General features: G+C 37.6%; 13 protein-coding genes. 8 read left to right on the top strand and 5 right to left on the bottom strand.

The window, feature by feature from the left end:
* Positions 1–4: 4 nt before the first annotated feature.
* The 8 genes from ESY88_RS12490 (at position 5) to ESY88_RS12455 (ending at position 9,917) form a co-directional block, all read left to right on the top strand.
* Positions 5–1,009, top strand: coding sequence for a zinc-dependent alcohol dehydrogenase family protein (locus tag ESY88_RS12490; protein ID WP_147087001.1), 1,005 nt, complete (start codon positions 5–7; stop codon positions 1,007–1,009).
* 9 nt (positions 1,010–1,018) lie between these two features.
* The gene (locus ESY88_RS12485; protein WP_147087000.1) at positions 1,019–3,079 is read left to right on the top strand and encodes a hydantoinase/oxoprolinase family protein; all 2,061 of its coding nucleotides are present in this window, start codon (positions 1,019–1,021) and stop codon (positions 3,077–3,079) included.
* Between the two features lie 2 nt (positions 3,080–3,081).
* Entirely contained in the window at positions 3,082–4,761 is a 1,680-nt protein-coding gene (locus ESY88_RS12480) for a hydantoinase B/oxoprolinase family protein (protein ID WP_147086999.1), read from the top strand.
* A 15-nt stretch (positions 4,762–4,776) separates the two neighbouring features.
* Complete coding sequence (locus tag ESY88_RS12475) at positions 4,777–5,088, top strand: cupin domain-containing protein (RefSeq protein ID WP_147086998.1); 312 nt, start codon at positions 4,777–4,779, stop codon at positions 5,086–5,088.
* Between the two features lie 190 nt (positions 5,089–5,278).
* On the top strand, positions 5,279–6,577 hold the full coding sequence (locus ESY88_RS12470; RefSeq protein ID WP_147086997.1) for a cytosine permease: 1,299 nt from the start codon (positions 5,279–5,281) through the stop codon (positions 6,575–6,577).
* On the top strand, positions 6,561–7,739 hold the full coding sequence (locus ESY88_RS12465) for a proline dehydrogenase family protein (RefSeq protein WP_147086996.1): 1,179 nt from the start codon (positions 6,561–6,563) through the stop codon (positions 7,737–7,739). Before ESY88_RS12470 ends, ESY88_RS12465 begins: the two co-directional genes overlap by 17 nt.
* A gap of 314 nt (positions 7,740–8,053) precedes the next feature.
* On the top strand, positions 8,054–8,497 hold the full coding sequence (locus ESY88_RS12460) for a GIY-YIG nuclease family protein (protein WP_147086995.1): 444 nt from the start codon (positions 8,054–8,056) through the stop codon (positions 8,495–8,497).
* Positions 8,498–8,726: 229 nt separating this feature from the next.
* A complete protein-coding gene (locus ESY88_RS12455) occupies positions 8,727–9,917 on the top strand; it encodes an ATP-binding protein (RefSeq protein WP_147086994.1) in 1,191 nt (396 codons plus the stop codon).
* 250 nt (positions 9,918–10,167) lie between these two features.
* Here the strand turns inward: ESY88_RS12455 and ESY88_RS12450 are convergent, their stop codons facing one another.
* The 5 genes from ESY88_RS12450 to ESY88_RS12430 form a co-directional block, all read right to left on the bottom strand.
* Positions 10,168–12,285: a glycoside hydrolase family 97 protein gene (locus tag ESY88_RS12450; RefSeq protein WP_147086993.1), complete on the bottom strand. Its 2,118-nt coding sequence runs from the start codon at positions 12,283–12,285 to the stop codon at positions 10,168–10,170.
* Between the two features lie 12 nt (positions 12,286–12,297).
* Complete coding sequence (locus ESY88_RS12445; protein WP_147086992.1) at positions 12,298–14,781, bottom strand: glycoside hydrolase family 31 protein; 2,484 nt, start codon at positions 14,779–14,781, stop codon at positions 12,298–12,300.
* 8 nt (positions 14,782–14,789) lie between these two features.
* Entirely contained in the window at positions 14,790–15,770 is a 981-nt protein-coding gene (locus tag ESY88_RS12440; RefSeq protein WP_147086991.1) for a SusF/SusE family outer membrane protein, read from the bottom strand.
* Between the two features lie 320 nt (positions 15,771–16,090).
* Positions 16,091–17,005: a PKD domain-containing protein gene (locus ESY88_RS12435; RefSeq protein WP_147086990.1), complete on the bottom strand. Its 915-nt coding sequence runs from the start codon at positions 17,003–17,005 to the stop codon at positions 16,091–16,093.
* 10 nt (positions 17,006–17,015) lie between these two features.
* On the bottom strand, positions 17,016–18,776 hold the full coding sequence (locus ESY88_RS12430) for a glycoside hydrolase family 66 protein (RefSeq protein WP_147086989.1): 1,761 nt from the start codon (positions 18,774–18,776) through the stop codon (positions 17,016–17,018).
* Positions 18,777–18,797: the final 21 nt, after the last annotated feature.

Below are 18,797 nucleotides of genomic sequence, written 5' to 3'. Positions count from 1 at the left end.
AAACATGAAAATTAATTGTAGCGTAATAAGATTCCACAAAACCGGAGAGTTAGATGTATTGGCTCTTGAGAATGTAACCATGGAAGACCCTGAGAATGATGAGGTCTTGTTTAAAGTAGATGCCTTTGCCCTTAATAGAGCTGATGTCCTTCATTACCAAGGTTTCCATACAACAGTGCCAGATTTTCCTTCACGAATTGGGTCAGAAGCCACTGGTGAAGTTGTTAAGGTCGGCAACAAGGTAACCGATTTTAAAGTAGGCGATAGAGTGACTTCCATACCGTTTAATACCGCTAAATATGGTGTGCAAGGCGAGTATGCTGTTGTGCCCCAAGACTATTTAACTAAAGCACCTAAAAATTTAACGGTTGAAGAAGCTTGTTCTATTTGGATGCAATATTCTACTGCTTATTTTGCCTTATTCCATATTGGTAGCGTAAAAAAAGGAGATTATGTTTTTATTCCAGCAATCTCTAGTTCTGCAGGATATGGTTGTTTTGAATTGGCAAGAGATGCCGGAGCTATTGCCATATGTTCTACCAGAACAAGTGTTAAAAAAGAGGAGCTAAAACAACTTGGCATAGATCATCTAATTGTAACAAAAGAAGAGCCAGTCGAAAAAAGATTGATGGAAATAACGAATGGAAAAGGTGTGAGTTTTGTGTATGATCCTGTCGCTGGAGCTTTTTGTGATGAATATTTAGAAGCGTTATCAACAGGGGCTGTTGTAATTATTTATGGATTATTAGATCCAAACCCAACACTATTTCCCCTAGTCCCATTAATTAGAAAAAAAGCAACAATGGATGCCTATTCTCAATTTAACCATGTAGAAGACATCGTTAAATTAAACGAATGCAAGGCTTACATTTTAGATAGAGTTGGAAAGGGAGCAATAAAACCAGTAGTGAGTAAAGTTTTTGATTTCAAAGACTACAAAAAAGCCTATGAATATATGCTATCAAATCAGCAAGTAGGAAAAATTGTAGTTAGAGTAAATACTAAATAATTAAGTAATATGAGAGTCGCAACAGATATTGGAGGCACTTTTACTGACCTTGTTTTTTTCGATTTCGATAGAGAAACCAAAGAAGTCAAAAAGGTCGAGGTGTCCAAATCCAGCACAACACCGGGCGAATTCGAAAAAGGGATCTTAAATGCTATTAAAAAAATAGATTTAGATTTAAATACCATTGATTTTTTCGCTCACGGCACAACCGTAGTCATTAACGCCATTACAGAACGGAAAGGTTCTAAAACAGCGTTGATCACCACCGAAGGATTTAGAGACGTTCTAGAAATTGCCAGAGGCACAAGACCAGACTTGTACAATTTCAACTTTAAAAAAGAAGAGCCGTTTGTAGAGCGGTACTTAAGGCAAGAAGTCAAAGAACGTATCAATTATTTAGGAGAAATTATTACGCCATTAGATGATACATCAGTAGATAAACATATAGAAGCATTTATAGAAGAAGGTGTAGAAGCCATTGCAATTTGCTTTTTACATGGGTATAAAAATCCTATTCATGAAAAACAATTGGCGACTTATATTCGTGCTAAATACCCACAATTCGAAGTTATAACTTCGCATGAAGTTACTAGGGAATGGAGAGAATATGAGCGCACGAGCACCACTGTGCTTTCTGCTTATGTAAAACCATTAGCTACAAAATACTTAAATAATCTAACCCATCATTTACAAAAGCTAGGATACAAAAATGATTTGTACATCATGCAATCCAATGGTGGAATTACTACCGTGGAAGATGTAAAAGCAAACCCAATAACGTTAATTGAATCTGGCCCAGCAAGTGGTATGCTTGGTGCCGTGGTATTGGGTAAAACTATAGGTAAAGAAAATTTATTGGTGTTGGATATTGGCGGCACCACAGCGAAATGTTCCTTGATTGAAAATGGAACACCAAAAATAGTAACAACGTATAATATCGAAAAGACAAAAACCCAAGCTGGCTTTCCCATTCTTACACCAGTTATTGATATTGTAGAAATAGGAAACGGTGGAGGAAGTATTGCTTGGTTAGATGATGGAGGAAAAATGCGCGTTGGACCAAAAAGTGCTGCTGCCAACCCAGGACCTTCGTCCTATGGTAAAGGCGGTTCTGATTTTACAACAACAGATGCCAACGTTGTCTGTAACCGCATACATAAAGACTACTTTTTAGGGGGTGAATTAAAACCGGATTTTGACAGTTTGGAAAAAGCGGCAAAACCCCTTTGTGAAGAATTGGATATGACTATTGAAGAAGTGGCACGTGGTGTTATTCGCGTTGCCAATTCTAATATGGTCAATGCCCTGAAAAGTGTTTCTGTAAACAAAGGCTATGATCCAAGGGACTTTACTTTAGTCGTTATTGGAGGTGGTGGCCCCATGCACGGAGCATATTTGGCCGAAGAACTACAAATGCCCGAGGTCATAGTGCCATTAAATGCTGGTGTGTTTTCAGCTTTTGGAATGTTAATGTCAGATTTGAGAAGAGATTACATTCGTACAGACGTTATGGACTTGAATGAGGATAAGTTTTCAGCTTTAAAGAATGTCTTTAAAGAAATGAAAAACGAAGCCATTAAAGCTTATGAAAGAGATGGGTATCAAAAAGAAGATATCAAATTTGAGTATTATTTAGATTTGCGATACAAGGGGCAAGAACATTCGGTAAAGCTCGGTTTAGCCAGTTTATCCAATTTGAAAATGGATGAAATAGAAAATAATTTTCATCAACTACATAAGAAGCGATATGCGTTTAGCCTTGCGGACACAAATATTGAAATTGTTAACTATCATCTTGTTGCAGAGGTCATCGTAAACAAGCCAGTTATTGGTAAAGTTGAGTCAAGGGGCAATACAGTAGAAGATGCATTAATTACTACTGAAAAAGTAGATTTTGATGTGTATGGTATCCATGATAGCAACTTTTTTGATAGGGATAAATTAGACCCCGGTATGACGATTGAAGGCCCTGCAATTATTGTAGAACAATCTACATCAACAGTTGTTCCGCCAAAGTATCAATTTAGAATTGATGAATATGCAAATATTATTATCAGTAAAATACAGTAATCATGGGTTTAAATAAATTTACATCAGATATCATTCAGGATTCCTTAATCTCAATTGGTGAAGCCATGTTTGAAACTATTCAGCGCACCAGTATGAGTCCTATAATTTACGAAGCACTGGATTATGCCGTCGGTATTACAGACGGGGAAGGACGATTGCTTGCGCAAGGTAATGGGGTAATTACTTTTTTGGCCGCAATGAGCCTTGTGGTAGAAGAAACATTAGAGCGATTTGGAGAAGACAATCCTTTAAAAGAAGGTGATGTCATTATGGCGAATACGCCTTATGTTGGCGGTGGTACACATTTGTCAGATATTGCCTTAATCACGCCTATTTTTTATAAAGGTGAACGCGTAGCTTTTACTGTGAATAAAGCACATTGGACAGATATAGGTGGCACAAACCCAGGTTCAGTATCAACCGTATCCACAGAAATTTATCAAGAGGGGATGCATTTTCCTTTTATCAAAATAAAGGAAGAAGGAAAGATAAATGAAGCCATCGTTAAAATGATTGAGGCCAATGTGAGATTGCCAAAAAGTACTTTAGGGGATTTATTTTCTGGTGTTGCAGCAAATGAAGTTGGTGCAGAAAGAATTATAAAACTCATAGACAAATATGGTTTGGAAGCATATAAACAAGCTGCTGAAGAATTCATGGAATATGGGGAACGAATTAGCTTAAAAGAGTTGAAAAAAATTCCGAATGGAGTTTATGAAAATACAGGATGGATAGAAAATGATGGTTTTGGGAATGGTCCTTTTCCAATAAAATTAAAAATAACAATATCAGATGAGAATATGACCTGTGATTTCACAGGGTCTCACGAACAGTTAAAAGGTCCGCTGAATTTATCAAGAACAGGTTTAGAAACTGCAGTTAGAGCAGCTTTTAAATCTATAACAACGCCAACATTACCTGCCAATAATGGCTCTTTTAAGCATGTAAAATTAATTTGTCCAGAAAAGACAATCGTGAGTGCAGAAGCACCTGCACCAATATCTGTTTATTATGAAGTGTTTTTGGCGGCAATAGATTTACTGCTAAAAACATTAGGCCCTGTTGTGCCAGATAAATTACCCGCTGGACATTTTAGATCGGTATGTGTGACGTATATTTCTGGTATTCATCCCGTAACCAATGAGTTTTACGTTCAAGCAGAACCTCTTTCTGGAGGTTGGGGAGCTTGTGCCACTCACGATGGAAATCGTGGACAATTCTCTTATGCACACGGAGAGTCTTACAACATTCCAGCAGAAACGCGAGAAAGAAAATACGGAGTAGTAGTAGAAGAATATGCGTTTCATAACGAAGGAGGTGGATACGGTGAATTTCAAGGTGGGAATGGTCAATATCTAACTTTTAAAATATTGTCTGAAGAGGCTTTCTTAACTGGAGCTTTTCTAGGGTATTCAATTCCTACATGGGGGCTTTTTAATGGAAAAGAAGGGAGCTATAATTACTTTACAGTAATAAGAACAGATGGTACTGAAGAGACTTACAATGTTGTGACAAACGTAAAGTTGCATAAGGGTGACAGGGTAAAATTGGTGACCGCTACAGGCGGTGGTTATGGTAATCCTAAAAACAGACCAATAGAGAAAATCCAAAGAGACTTAAAGAATGGCTTCATTACCAAAGACCAGGCTTTGGAACATTACCCTAAAATGGCAGGACTATAACTAATTGCTTAAGATATGGAAGTTATAAAATTAAGTTATCCAGAAAATGATGATTATTTAAAATATGTCATCCAAAAACAAGAAAAAGGAGTAGCTGTAGATTGTGGTTCGGTAGTTTTAAAGAAAGGACAGGTTCTTCCCTTTAAGACACTAGATGCTCATGAAATAACCTATTTGGTTTCTGGTAAATTAAAGGTTATAACCAAAGATCGAAACGAAAAAGTCATGAACCAGGGTGATTTAATTTATTTAAATAAAGACGAAATCCGCAAAACCGAAACCTTGGAGGATAGTAAAATCCTTTTCTTTTTGTTTAAGGAAACATAAAACTGAAACGTATATCCGCATACATTGCTAAAAGTTAATTTTAATATCCCATAGCCGAATATGTCTTTGCCCCTCCCGATAGCTATCGGGACTAAAGGGTGGTCATGTTCACAAAATTCAGAATATCCATTAGGACGTCAAGCGGCTATGCATAAACTGAATTAGAGAACCTATCACTAAATTATTAAAATTGGAAAATACAGTAACAAACTCACAAGAACATACTGATTATGCATCAGAAGCTATCCCAGAAAATGCAAGACAACCTTGGTATGTGCCCGCTTTTATTTTTGGCGGCTTAGAGTTTTGTATTCCGGTATTGTTGATAGGAGGTATTCTAATAGGCAATTTTAGTCTTTTAGAAATTATAGGCATTTTAATGATAGCGCTTGTATTTTTTCAATGGATAGGTAACGCCATACAGGGTTATATCGGTGCAAAAACAGGCTTAACATCGTCGGCACTGGCATCATTAAGTTTTGGAAAAGAGCAATCACGAATCATAGTAGGTATTGTCATTTTAGCCTTGACTTTAGGTTGGTGGGCCATACAGACCTCTGTTGCCGCAGATGCTTTTAGTGCTTTGGTAGGCATTAATAAAGATGAAAATTTCTTGTTATATATTTTAAGTACTGCGGGTATCGGTATTCTTTTTGCGATTCCTTCCATTTTAGGATATGCTTCCATCAAATGGGTAGATTATGTAGCCATACCAGCGGGATTGCTGCTGGTAACCGTAGCGCTCTATTTATCCATAAATAATATGGGTTGGGAAAAAATAACCACATGGAACCCGGAAGGCTCAATGTCTTTTATTGGGGCAATCAATCTGGTTATCAGTATTAATGTTGCGCAATGGTTAATTGCACCAGATTATACAAGATTTGCAAAGCCTACCTGGAGAGACAATATTTTAATTCCGTTGGGCATTATCATCGTAGGTTTCCCACTGTTTATAGTCGGTGGTATAATGTCTATGGGTACTGGTAATTCAGATATCGTACAGGTGATGCAAGAACTTGGTTTTCCTGCTTGGGGCTTTGTGGTGTTATGGGTCGCAACGTGGACCAGTCAATTGGTAAGTAATTATACGGGTGGTTTGGTGTTGTGCAATATGTTTAATCTACATGATAACAAAGGTAGAAAAACAATGACGCTGGTTTTCGCTGTAATAGGAATCATATTGGCATTATTGGGCATTATGGACCAGTTTGTTAATTTCCTTTATACGCTAGCATTAATAGTTCCTGTTATAGCCGGAGTTATTATGGCGCATTATTTTTTTGTAAGTAAAACGGTGTTTACAACAGAAAAATCTTGGAACTGGTTAGCTACAATAAGTATTATGACGGGTCTTTTGGTAGGATATTTAACACAATATCAATTTCCTATTGGAATACCAGCAGTTCAATCTTTAATCGTTTCAGGTGCGCTATACGCTGTTTTGAATAATACACTGAAAATAGAACTAAGTGGAAAAAATATTTGATAATACCGAAGCTGCTTTAGCGCTTAAATCAGATTCAGAACTTGAAAGGGCGCGCTTTCTTTTCGAATTGATAAAACGGGATACCTTGGTGAAAATAGGAGCTGCAGTAACCAAGTTTGCGCTAAAATTTCGTTTGCCCGTCGAAGGATTGATTCGCTCTACCGTTTTTGACCATTTCTGTGGGGGAATCACGGAAGACGATTGCTTACCGGTAATTGATAGAATGTTTTCAAAAAATGTGCATGCTGTTTTAGATTATTCTGTAGAGGGGAAAGAAGAAGAAGGGCAATTTGACAAGGCGATGTTTAAAATTCTGAAAACTCTGGAGTACGCCAGACATAACAAAGCCATACCCTATATAGTATTTAAACCAACAGGGTTTGGCCGTTTTGAGATTTATGAGAAATTGACAGCGGGGAAAAAGCTGACACAAGAAGAACAAGTTGAATGGAATAGAATTAAAAATCGGTATGACCGGGTTTGTGGGAAAGCATTTGAGTATGATGTTCCTATTTTAATAGACGGCGAAGAGAGTTGGATGCAAGATGCTGCTGATGAATTGGCAGAAAGTATGATGTTTAAATATAATAAAGAAACAGCAATTGTATTTAACACCCTACAACTCTATCGTCATGATAGATTGGACTATCTAAAAGAACTGCATCAACAGGCCACTGAAGGTAGGTTTAAGATAGGTATGAAACTCGTACGGGGCGCCTATATGGAAAAAGAACGGGAAAGGGCAATTAGATTAGGATATCAAGATCCCATCTGCAAGGATAAAGCAACGACCGATGCACTCTTTAACGAAGTACTTATATACATGATAAAGAATTTGGAAAACATGGCTTTGTTTGTCGGCACACATAATGAAGAAAGCACCTATTTAGTATTGCAGATTATGCAGCGTTGTAAAATAGCAGAAAATGATAAACGAATCTGGTTTGGTCAACTTTTCGGCATGAGTGACCATATCAGTTACAATCTCGCAAACTTCGGATACAATGTTGCAAAGTACCTGCCATATGGTCCAGTAAGAGATGTAATGCCATTTTTGTTTAGGAGAGCAGAAGAAAATACCTCCGTAGCGGGTCAGACTTCAAGAGAGCTATATTTGATAAAAAATGAAATGAAGAGGAGAAAATTGGTAAAATCTGTATAACAGGTTTAATGAAACCATTGATTTTCAATCCAGTTTATAACCTGAAGTAAAACCTCGCCCTAAGAGTTCCCTCTTTGGTCTTTTTAAGTAGTCTCGTTAATTGACCTCTTGGGACTTAAATTCCTTAATCTAGCATTGAAGGTTAAAGTAAATGAAGGATATGAAACTTTTAAAAAAACATTCCGCAAAGAGAGAAGAGCTATTAAAGTAAACCAAATGGCATTACATATTACCAAATTTGATTTTAACTATGTTTACGTGCAAATTGAGTATAAATGAAAAAAGCTTCAAAAGTCAAAAAGTCTTGAAGCGCTATGGATACTAGTGGAGAATGCCGTCCCGACGCCTCGGGAGAACCGGTGACCTCTTGCCTGCCAGAATCATATGGTGTTCAATTGCCCCTGGTTCGAGCCCAGGTGGGACCACTAGAAAACCCTTCATCCGAAGGGTTTTTTTATTACCTTGGCCCAATGTGCCACTGCTATATACTTTTCAGTAATTCTCTCAACCGATTTTACGTGGGTGCCTGTCAAGACTTGAATAAACGCATCCATAACCACAATAAAGGAAAGTATGGCAAAAGCACCTTTACCTCGACTGCCAATGATTGGGTATTGTTTTTAAACATTGAGACCAAAAACTTCCCAAATGCTAGAAGGTTGGAACTTAAGATAAAATCCATGAAGAGCAAGACCTATGTTCTAAACTTGAAAAAACATCTTGAACTCCTAGAAAAAATAAAGAGGGAATCCACCTGACGCTCCCGATAGCTATCGGGACAGGTGGTCCCTGGTTCGAGCCCAAGCCGTACCACGAAACCCTTCGACTTGAAGGTTTTTTTTTAATAACTCAACGTTTCACTGCTATATCCTTTTTTAGATTAGAACACTTTTATTAAATCCTAATATTGAACTTAGATTAAAATGACTCAATATGCACACACGGAAATGCAATAAATACACTATATTGCACATCTAAATATGCACCATGGAGCAATTATTAGAAAAGTCAGCAGCATTAGTGCAACGGATCAGCACTAAAAAAAAACGCTACCTATACCATGAGATAAATTGGAATAACAGATTAATTGGTATCAAAGGCGCAAGAGGCACTGGTAAAACCACACTTTTGTTACAAAAGCTAAAAGAGTTGCGGTTAGCGCCAACACAAGGCACCTATTGGTCTTTAGATGATTTTTATTTTACAACACATTCATTAGTAGAAACAGCCGAAGAATTCTTTAAAAAAGGAGGGGTATATCTTTTCTTAGACGAAGTGCATAAGTACGAAAATTGGTCTATACATATAAAAAACTTATACGACTTCTATCCAGACCTTAAGATCGTATTCACAGGATCCTCCATTATTGATATTTCTAGAGAAGAAGGCGATTTAAGTAGGAGAATGTTGATGTACACCTTGCCTGGTCTTTCATTCCGTGAATATTTAGCATTTAACGATTTGTATGATTTTGAGCCTATATCATTAGAGCACATGCTATCTGTAGATCGTAAATGGACAGAACTATTTTCTTCTGATTTTAGACCATTAGCCTATTTTAAAGACTATTTACAGTACGGATATTATCCGTTTTCAATGGAAGACAAACAAGGTTATGCCACTCGTTTGCAACAATTGCTGCGCTTGATTGTGGAGTATGATATGGCAGAGCTAAAAGGTTTTGACATCCGCAATGCAAAAAAGATGTTACAATTGTTAAATGTAGTTGCTGCTAACGTGCCCTTTCAGCCCAATATTACCAATATTGCTTCAAAAAGTGATATTCATAGAAATTCTGTAGTAACCTATCTTCATTTTTTAGAGCAAGCAAAGTTAATAAGGCTATTGTATGCATCGGGAATAAGTTTGGCTACACTTCAAAAGCCTGAAAAAGTGTATTTAGACAACCCAAATCTTGCCTTTTCATTTTCAACGGCTGATCCAAATAAGGGAAACTTACGGGAAACCTATTTTATTTCCCAAGTTGCAGTTCGGCATAAAGTTTCATATCCTAATCAAGGTGATTTTTTAGTTGACGATATGTTTACTTTTGAAGTTGGAGGCAAAGACAAAACCAACAAACAAATAAGCGGTATAAAAAATGCTTTTGTAGTTGCTGATGATGCAGCGTATCCTATAACTAAATTACCACTTTGGTTGTTTGGATTTTTGTATTAAAGGATAAACTTGGTGCTGATATAGCGAAAATGCCTTTTCTTGATACTATTTTGATATCCAAATTTAATACGTCATTCTATTACTTTGAATTATAGTTATTTAAATGGATCAATGTCATTCCAGGTGGACCACAAAAAATAAAATCCGCAGACTGTTTAAAATAAACGTTCTGCGGATTGTTTGTTTCCAAAGGAGACGACAACTGTAAGTTTCATTTCACATAGGAATGAGTTGTCAAAATACAATACAATTACCTCACTTCAATAATACTTATCGCATAACCTCCGCCTTCAACACTTTTCAAACTTAATTTTGACTTTGAAGTGACATTCATTTTTTTAATTGTGTAAGATTGCGGGTTCGTTCTGTAATTGGCATCCTCTCCGTCTGAATAGATGGTGGCAAGGTATTTTTTACCCTTGTCCAAAAAGTCTAAGCTAATTTCAGAAACCCTATCTTTCTTACCGTTCACATTACCAATGAACCAGTCATTGGTTCCTTTTTCTTTTCGGGCAATGGTAATATAACTGCCTGGTTCGGCTTCTAAATACACACTCTTTTCCCAGTCTAGGCCAACATCCTTGATAAATTGAAAGGCATCAAGAAAGCGATTGTAATTTTCTGGCAAATCTGCCGCCATTTGCAATGGACTATACATCGTAACATAAAGCGCCAATTGATTGGCAATGGTGCTGTTGACATGGGATTTGTTATCAGGGTTTAATTTGCTCAAATCCATCTCGAAAATCCCCGGGGTATAATCCATAGGGCCTCCAATCAATCTTGTAAAAGGCAACACCGTGACATGGTTTGGTTTGGAACCACTAAAAGCTTGATATTCGGTGCCACGTGCAGATTCATTAGCAATGAGATTAGGATAAGTTCTCGCTATTCCCGTTGGTCTAACTGCCTCATGGGCATTGACCATAATTTTATATTCTGCTGCTTTTTCAACTGCATATTGATAATGATTTACCATCCATTGGCTGTAATGATTTTCTCCTCGTGGAAGGATATCACCAACGTAACCGCTTTTTACAGCATTGTAACCATGGTCTTTCATAAACTGATACGCTTGGTCCAGATGCCGTTCATAGTTTCTTACAGAAGATGAGGTTTCATGATGCATAATCATTTCCACCCCTTTGTTTTTGGCGTAGGTCTCAATGCCTTCCAAATCGAAGTCCGGATAGGGTGTCACATAATCAAACACATAATCTTTGGAATGTCCAAACCAATCTTCCCATCCTTCATTCCATCCTTCAACTAAAACGCCGTCAAATCCATGTTCGGAGGCAAAATCAATCAACTCCTTGACGTGTTTGGTGTTGGCGCCGTGTTTTCCATTCGGTTTGGTTTTTGTGTAATCGGTAACGCCTAATTTGACCGCTTTCAAATCGTCGGTATAAGCCCAAGAACTTTTTCCTGTAATCATTTCCCACCAAACCCCAACGTATTTCATGGGTTTAATCCAAGAAGTATCTTCAATTTTAGAGGGTTCGTTTAGGTTGTAGGTCATTCTTGATGCCAAAATATCTGTAGCATCATCACTAACGATGATGGTTCGCCATGGTGTTGTTGCTGGAGCCATCATATAAGGACCACTCCCCTGAACATCTGGAGTCAACCAAGCATTAAACACGAAATCTTTATCATCCAATTCAAGATGCATTGTTGAATAATCAATCAATGCGGCTTCATGTAAATTAATATATAAGCCATCATCTGTTTTTAATAGCAACGAGGTTTGAATCCCGGTTGGTGAAAATGAGGTTTGGGAGAGATTGGAAGTAATTGAATTGGTCATCAAGTCGCGTATTTCTGATAGTCGCGATTCGATATAATCATATTCCTGTGTGTCATAATCCCCAGGAATCCAAAAAGCAGTATGGTCATTGGTCATGGCGAATTGGGTCAATTCCTTTTCAATCACAAAATGTCCCAAATTGGCCTGCTCAGGAAACTCGTATCTAAAACCCACGCCATCATTAAACACTCGAAATCTGATGTTCATAATGCGTTGCGATGGTTCTTGTTTGAGACTTACCAACAATTCGTTATAATGGTTTCTGATTTCGCTTTCTTCTCCCCAAACTGGTTTCCAAGTCTCATCGAAAGTTGAGTTTTCTGAATTCACAACGGTAAAGCCATTTTTCAAATCTTGCTCATCCTCTTTAATCTGAAAACCCAGACGACTGGTTTTAATGACCTCTTTGTCCTTAAAAGACATTTGATAGGTTGGCACGCCTTCCGCATTTAATGAGAAGTTCAGTTGGATGCTTTTGTCAGGCGAAACAATTTGTTGCGCAATTGCTTGAATACTAATAAAAAGAGACAGCGTGAGGATGCTTAAAATTTGTTTTGTCATTTTGTGGATCTATTAATTGAAAATTGTGATTTCGGTTCTTAATTTAGTGTCTGGCAATCTAATCATCAACAGTTGATTTTTCTCATCAAAGAAATAATTTGATTCCTTAAAGTTTGTGTTTAGATTTTCGGAGATTTTAGAGGGTGACACTGGTTTTATCTGATTGCTATTTATTTCAACCCTTTTTGGCTTTGAAGTGGTATGTATTTTTAAGAGATAATTTCTAATTTCTGTTTTGAACTCATTCTGTTGTGGGACATCGATGTCAACTTTCAAAATGCTTGGAGCGTTTTCAGCCTCAATTTTAGTAAGGGCAAATTCGTCATTCTTGTAGTTGTTGGTTTCGCCGTCGTCCTCATAAAGCTCAAAAGAATTCATGTTGTTAGACGGGAAAATTTCTAAAATAACAGGCGCATTCTTAAGCGCACCTGTGTATGGCACAATTGGTGATTTTGGAATGATTGAACCCGCTTTCACAAACATTGGAATCGTTTCCAAAGTGACTGGGTACTTGATTGTTGTGCCTCCATTGTATGTCGTCGCTGGATTATTATAATCAATCCATTCGCCTTTTGGAAGGTAAACGCTTCGGGTTTTTGCTCCTTCTTCTACTACTGGCGCTATCAATAAGTATTCTCCAAACATGAATTGGTCATCGATGTTGAAGGTGTTTTCATCTTTTGGATATTCCAAAACCAAAGCTCTCATTATTGGAATCCCGGTGTCATAAGATTGACGCGCATAGGAATACAGGTAGGGCTGTAATTGGTATTTTAATTCTATGGATGCCTTCGCTATTTTTTCAGCTTGCTTACCGAAGAGCCAAGGTTCTACCGCATTATTCCCTTCATGATGGGCGCGACTCAAGGGATTGAAAATCCCAAATTGCAACCATCTCACATAGAGTTCAGCAAATTCGGGATAGTCTGTAATTTCGCCACAATACCCTGAAATATCTGTTGTCCAAAACGGAATCAATCCCAAACCTGCGGACAGACCTAAAGGGATTTGATTTGCCAGATTTGCCCAACCATCAGTCACATCTTCACCATTTCCGCTGTCACCAGACCACCCAAAGGCGTAGCGTTGAATGCCGGAATATGCAGCGCGTGTCATTTGAAAAACACGCTGATTTGGGTTGTGTTTTTCAAATTGTTCGGTTACCACTTTATCCCAAGTGAGTCCATAAACATTATGGATTTCATCATGCATCCCCAAATGATGTTTCATGTTTAACCTATCTGTGCTTTCTTCATTACTCCAGGCAGGTTCTCCCATATCTGTCCAAAATCCCTTGACACCATCATTGATAGGAATTTGTTGCAAATCGCCCCACCAAGCCGCAGTTTTTGGATTTGTAAAATCGACAACGCCAGCATTTCCACCCCAAGGCCAAGGCATGTCGTAGGATTCTCCTGTTCTAATATCTGTGGCGAAAAGCCCTTTTGCATCTGCTTCTTCCCACTGTTTGGTGGTAGCTTGAGAAACAACGGGATCCTGGGAAACGATGACTTTAAAACCGGTATCTGCCAAGTCTGAAAGCATCTTTTTTGGGTTTTTATATTTTTCTTTCGCCCATTCAAAATTCTGAAGGCCTTCAACCCAGCCTATATCTTGATAAATGATGTCACATGGGATGTTTCGCTCTCTATATTCTTGAGCAATATCTCTTGTAAGTGTTTCATTGGTTAATAGCCCACGACTTTGTGCCCATCCAAATGCCCATTTAGGAGGCATAATTGGTTTGCCAGTTAATTTGGTATAGCTTTTAATGATTTCTTTGTAATCTTTACCGTAAAAGAAATAGTAAATGAAAGGACCATCAGGTGATGAAAACGAAAAAGAATCCGTTGAGTCTTTACCAAAATCGAACTGCGTCTTATAGGTGTTATCGAAGAAAATCCCGTAATTATAACTACTCATAAAAAAAGGAATACTCTTATAAAGTGGGTCTTCTTTTTCTGAATAACAGGGTTTGTCACTATTCCACATGGTATATGATTTGCCTCTTCGGTCCAGGGTTCCAGTTTTTTCGCCCAAGCCAAAAAAATGCTCATCCTGCCGCAACACTTTGCTGGTTTTTATGTCTGTGCCATCCACCACATAAGGCTGCTCAACAGTATCTCCAAGTATCAACCTTTGATATTTATTAAAGATTTGAATTTTGAATGGCGACTTATGGACCATCACACGTAAATCTTCAGTAAAAACTTCATATACTGATGAGGATTCGTTGACATTGATCGTGTAATTTTCATCAAAAACCGCATTGATTACTGCGAATGATTCATTATTTCGAACAAACTCTCCGTTGGGTGAGAACCAAAACTTAATGTTTTTTGAGTCTAAAAATTCAAGTGAAATTTTTGACTTGTTTTCACATGTAAATACAACCTTATTCTTATGAGTTATAGCATCAATCACATTTAATTGATCTTGTGACCAACTAAAACTGAATATAAAAAACATTAAAATAAGGCTGTATATTTTATTCATAGTGATGTCTATTTTTTAATTATCTTAAACGTTTCGGAATAGGTTTCACTTGTGATTTGAAGAAACAAAAGCCCTTGAACATTAAGGTTTGACAGGTCTAAATAATTAGAGCTTGAGTTGAGCTTTTTTTCGTATATTTTAGAACCTTTAGCATCAAAGATTACAGCCTTGGCCTCAACAATGTTTTTGAAATCAAGATTTATAAATTGGGAAACTGGATTTGGATACATCTCAATTTTATGAAAGTTATCCACGCTTAAAGTTCCCTGCTCAATTTGCAGTGTAGCATTTTGTAAATTCAAAGTAAATGTATAATCATCTGGATTACTAATGACCCATTTGTTATCGCTTCCACTGCCGGCAGCTAGAATTTCATAAGTATCTAGAGTTAAGTCTTGAGCTTGAGCTACAGGATGAATCCAATCCCATCCATCATCAAAGCTTTTTGCGGTTGAAATTTTAAACTCACCAGCAACTAAAGGACCGGTCCAAGTAAACAGGGCCGGATTGCTGCTATCTACCGTCATGGGTGTTGCATTATCCATATTCCATCCATTGGGAGTCGCATCGCCAACTAAATATAAATTTGGATAATATGGCAAAGTCGAAATTGAAATGGTTTCAAGTCCTAAATCAACAACGATTGAGTAACTGCCAGATGTTGACACTAACCATTGGTTATCTGGTCCATCGCAACCCGTAGTTGTGATATAGTTATTAGACGCCAAATCTTGGTCTTCAACTCCTGCATTCAACCATTCGCCAACACACCAGTCTGCCTCTACCAAATGAAATTTGAAACGTCCTGGTTTTAGTACGCCTTCATAGGTAAATAGGTCAGGGTTCCCTGAATCCTGCGCCATGGCTAGTCCTGTGGGGGTAAAACCTATAGGTGTTGCATCACCAACGATTCCCATATAATCCTGAGCATTTACCGCGAATAGTCCAGTAACGAATAACACTAAAAATGTAATAGTAGTTTTTTTCATAATCTTTGATTTTAGTTGTTTTACGATATAAATTGAAAAATTAATCTTCTCATCAGAAATTTTTTTTCCTGATTGATGTCCTGTTTATGTGTGCTTAATTATTTACCTTTTATGTCCTCATTTAGTCATAAGCACTAAATATCTCGTTTGGCAACCTGAATTTTTGTTTGCCCCATCAGCCGCGGCTTAAGCAAAAATTCTCAATTAAATAAATAGGTTTAGAATGAGCCACCCTTTAGGGTCGGGGCAAAAGCTTATTCGGTCATTAATTGAACATTATCAATTAGTTATGATTGATTCACGGATATTCGATTACTCACTTATTGCAATTCAAAAACTATGGTTTGGTCAGATAAATCAACAGTGATTAAATAAGTTCCTTCGTTAGCAGAAGTTAGCATCCATTTATTGTCTGGCCCCTCACAACCTGAAGTTGTAATGAAACTATTTTCTGATAAGTCATCCCCATTATTTGGAGGGTTAAGCCAATCGCCATCACACCAATCCCCTTGAAAGGTTGATATTTTAAATTCTCCAGCGGTCAAAACGGCTTGATAAGTAAATATAAAGGCATCGGTATTACTTTGAGTGAATGCCTCCGGAGATCCAATGTTCCAGCCACTAGGAGAGGCATCTCCTACAATGTAAAGGGCATCATAACTGGGTTGGGGTTCTGTAATAATTACATCTATGGAAGTGGAATTAGTACCTCCAGCGCCCTGAACCAACAACGTCACTGAGTATGTTCCAGCTGATGTATACGTATAACTTGGATTTTCTACTGTTGAAGTACCCTCACCATCACCAAAATCCCATTGAAAACTATCGGCATTCTGGCTTAAATTTTCAAAATTTAGTTGATACAATACAATGGCGTCGGTAGTATAGGAAAAATTGGCAACAGGATTTCCTGCAACCATAATCTCTTTTGAGATAACAGTTGCTTTATCGCCATTGAAACCTTTCAATGTTACCATATAGGCACCTCCGGGATTGTAAAGATGACTAGGATGTTTCTCATAAGAATTATCGCTTCCGTCGCCAAAATCCCATTGAAAGCTTGTCGCATTTTCACTTAAATTTGTGAAGCTCAAAAGTTGCGAATTTCCTTCAATAGCTTCATTTGAAAAATCCACGACCGGTTGCTGATATTCTATGATGTCACTGTCGTCATTGCTACATGCAAAACACATGAAAATAACAGCTAATGATAAATATTTTAAAATTGTATTCATGGCTATAATTTTAGTTTTCAAACACAAGCATGCTCCAATATTCTAAATAGGGAACCTTGATTGTAATTTGACCTTGGTTGCTTTGAAACTCCAATTCTTGGGAGGCGCCGCCTTTATAATCTGGTGAGGCAAACCATACTTTGGAGACAGTCATATTTGTGGCAATAGTGATTTCAAAATCTTGGGACGCGTTGGGCTTGGTTTGTATCTTGGCATTGTCCCTCCAGCTCAATGTGGAAACGCCATTAAAATTCAATAATTGAAATACTTCTCGGTCTTCAACTTTTCTAGAGACTACCGATGCATTTCCGAATACGGGTGGCCAATTATTCACTCCCAAATCACTTGAAGAAACATTGGGTAATGTATAACTCCCACCATCTCTTAAGAGATTTTCATAAGCCACCATAAAGTCATAGTATTCCATCAATCTATTTTTGAGTTCAGCATCCATTGAAAGATTGTTGTAAGGAAAATATTCCCGTGATAGCATGTGCTCTCCAAGTTCCAGATGGGCGCCACCAAAGGCAAATATAACGGCGTCTGTTAATAGAACACTGGGGGTGTTGAAACTACCTTCTGAAGACTCATAATTCATGTAAGCCGCTAAAACCGTGTTCAATTCATTATTTGACATTTGATTGTTTTCCATAATCACTTCTACCAAATCAGCATATTGAACTCTATCCCACACTTCGCTATAGGCAAAATTGACAGGTGTAGAGAGGATTTTATCTTGACCATATTGTTCAACTGCATTTAAGACATGATTCTTATTAGGGAAAGCTTCAGTCACTGCCATCATAAAATCCTGATAGGCGTTAGGCATGTTTACCTGATACCCGCCATATTCATAAACATTGCCTCGATTTCCCAATTGGTCTAAATGCCAACCATCAAAATCTAGGTTTTGATACACATGTTCTGTTTTGCTGAAAATATAATTCTGCCAATCTTGATTTGCAGGGTTAGTGACTAAAATATCTCCAAAATCCCCCAAATCATGAGCGTTTATATTATTATGAAGTTGGTCGTTGTAGAGGAGCCATTGGTTAGAGAACCCATCCCCTTCCTCTGGTTTCCAAGCTCCAAACATTAGATTATAGAACATGGAAGCCATATTCAGTTCATGACCTTTGTTGATATAACCGTCGACAGTTTCATAAGTTACTTCTCTATTGAATAAGTCAAGCCATGAATTTTCAGCATTCCCATTGGTATCTACCGGCAAGGGAATGTGGTGTTTATAATGCCAATCGTAAAATTGGAGTCCGTTGATATGGAAATTTTTTAAGTTCTCTAAGACTGCATTTCTTTCCGCTTCAGAAATATTCCCAAAGTTTGAGAGAAAACCATATCGTGGAAATTTGGTCCAATCTGTTGATACATCCACACCTACAGTGCCCAAAACGGTTTCATCGCCATTGGTATTCTTAACCAATTCTACCATATAACCCTTAAAGTCATCCATGGGCGGTGTCCAGCTCCAAGATGTGCTTGTCAATGGTGATTCAAGGATGGTTTCTCCTAGATGTTTATATCTAATTGTCGTATTTGGGTGGACAGCATTAACCCTGAAGTTAACTTCTTGACCAGCATTGTATTTTGCCTTATCCTTTGATAGGTTGAGCACCTCGTTGTATGATAATGAAGGGCTTTGAATTTCAAGATTGGAATTTATGGCGTCATCATCACTATCGCATGAAACTAACAAAAGCAGCACAAAAATAGCCTTGACGGTTTGAACATATTTTAACTGAAAATTCTTCATTTTAATGTGTTTTAAACTATT

The sequence above is a fragment of the Subsaximicrobium wynnwilliamsii genome (genome assembly GCF_007997225.1).
GTDB classification, from domain to species: domain Bacteria; phylum Bacteroidota; class Bacteroidia; order Flavobacteriales; family Flavobacteriaceae; genus Psychroserpens; species Psychroserpens wynnwilliamsii.
Note: the sequence above shows the minus strand (reverse complement) of the source record. Positions and strands in the feature narration are given on the sequence as shown.

What these genes read in the sequence shown, in the direction of transcription:
- ESY88_RS12440 (WP_147086991.1), bottom strand. Translation starts at nt 15,770, where the DNA reads ATGAAAAAAACTACTATTACATTTTTAGTGTTATTCGTTACTGGACTA.
- ESY88_RS12450 (WP_147086993.1), bottom strand. Translation starts at nt 12,285, where the DNA reads ATGACAAAACAAATTTTAAGCATCCTCACGCTGTCTCTTTTTATTAGT.
- ESY88_RS12430 (WP_147086989.1), bottom strand. Translation starts at nt 18,776, where the DNA reads ATGAAGAATTTTCAGTTAAAATATGTTCAAACCGTCAAGGCTATTTTT.
- ESY88_RS12435 (WP_147086990.1), bottom strand. Translation starts at nt 17,005, where the DNA reads ATGAATACAATTTTAAAATATTTATCATTAGCTGTTATTTTCATGTGT.
- ESY88_RS12475 (WP_147086998.1), top strand. Translation starts at nt 4,777, where the DNA reads ATGGAAGTTATAAAATTAAGTTATCCAGAAAATGATGATTATTTAAAA.
- ESY88_RS12455 (WP_147086994.1), top strand. Translation starts at nt 8,727, where the DNA reads ATGGAGCAATTATTAGAAAAGTCAGCAGCATTAGTGCAACGGATCAGC.
- ESY88_RS12485 (WP_147087000.1), top strand. Translation starts at nt 1,019, where the DNA reads ATGAGAGTCGCAACAGATATTGGAGGCACTTTTACTGACCTTGTTTTT.
- ESY88_RS12490 (WP_147087001.1), top strand. Translation starts at nt 5, where the DNA reads ATGAAAATTAATTGTAGCGTAATAAGATTCCACAAAACCGGAGAGTTA.
- ESY88_RS12460 (WP_147086995.1), top strand. Translation starts at nt 8,054, where the DNA reads ATGGATACTAGTGGAGAATGCCGTCCCGACGCCTCGGGAGAACCGGTG.
- ESY88_RS12480 (WP_147086999.1), top strand. Translation starts at nt 3,082, where the DNA reads ATGGGTTTAAATAAATTTACATCAGATATCATTCAGGATTCCTTAATC.
- ESY88_RS12445 (WP_147086992.1), bottom strand. Translation starts at nt 14,781, where the DNA reads ATGAATAAAATATACAGCCTTATTTTAATGTTTTTTATATTCAGTTTT.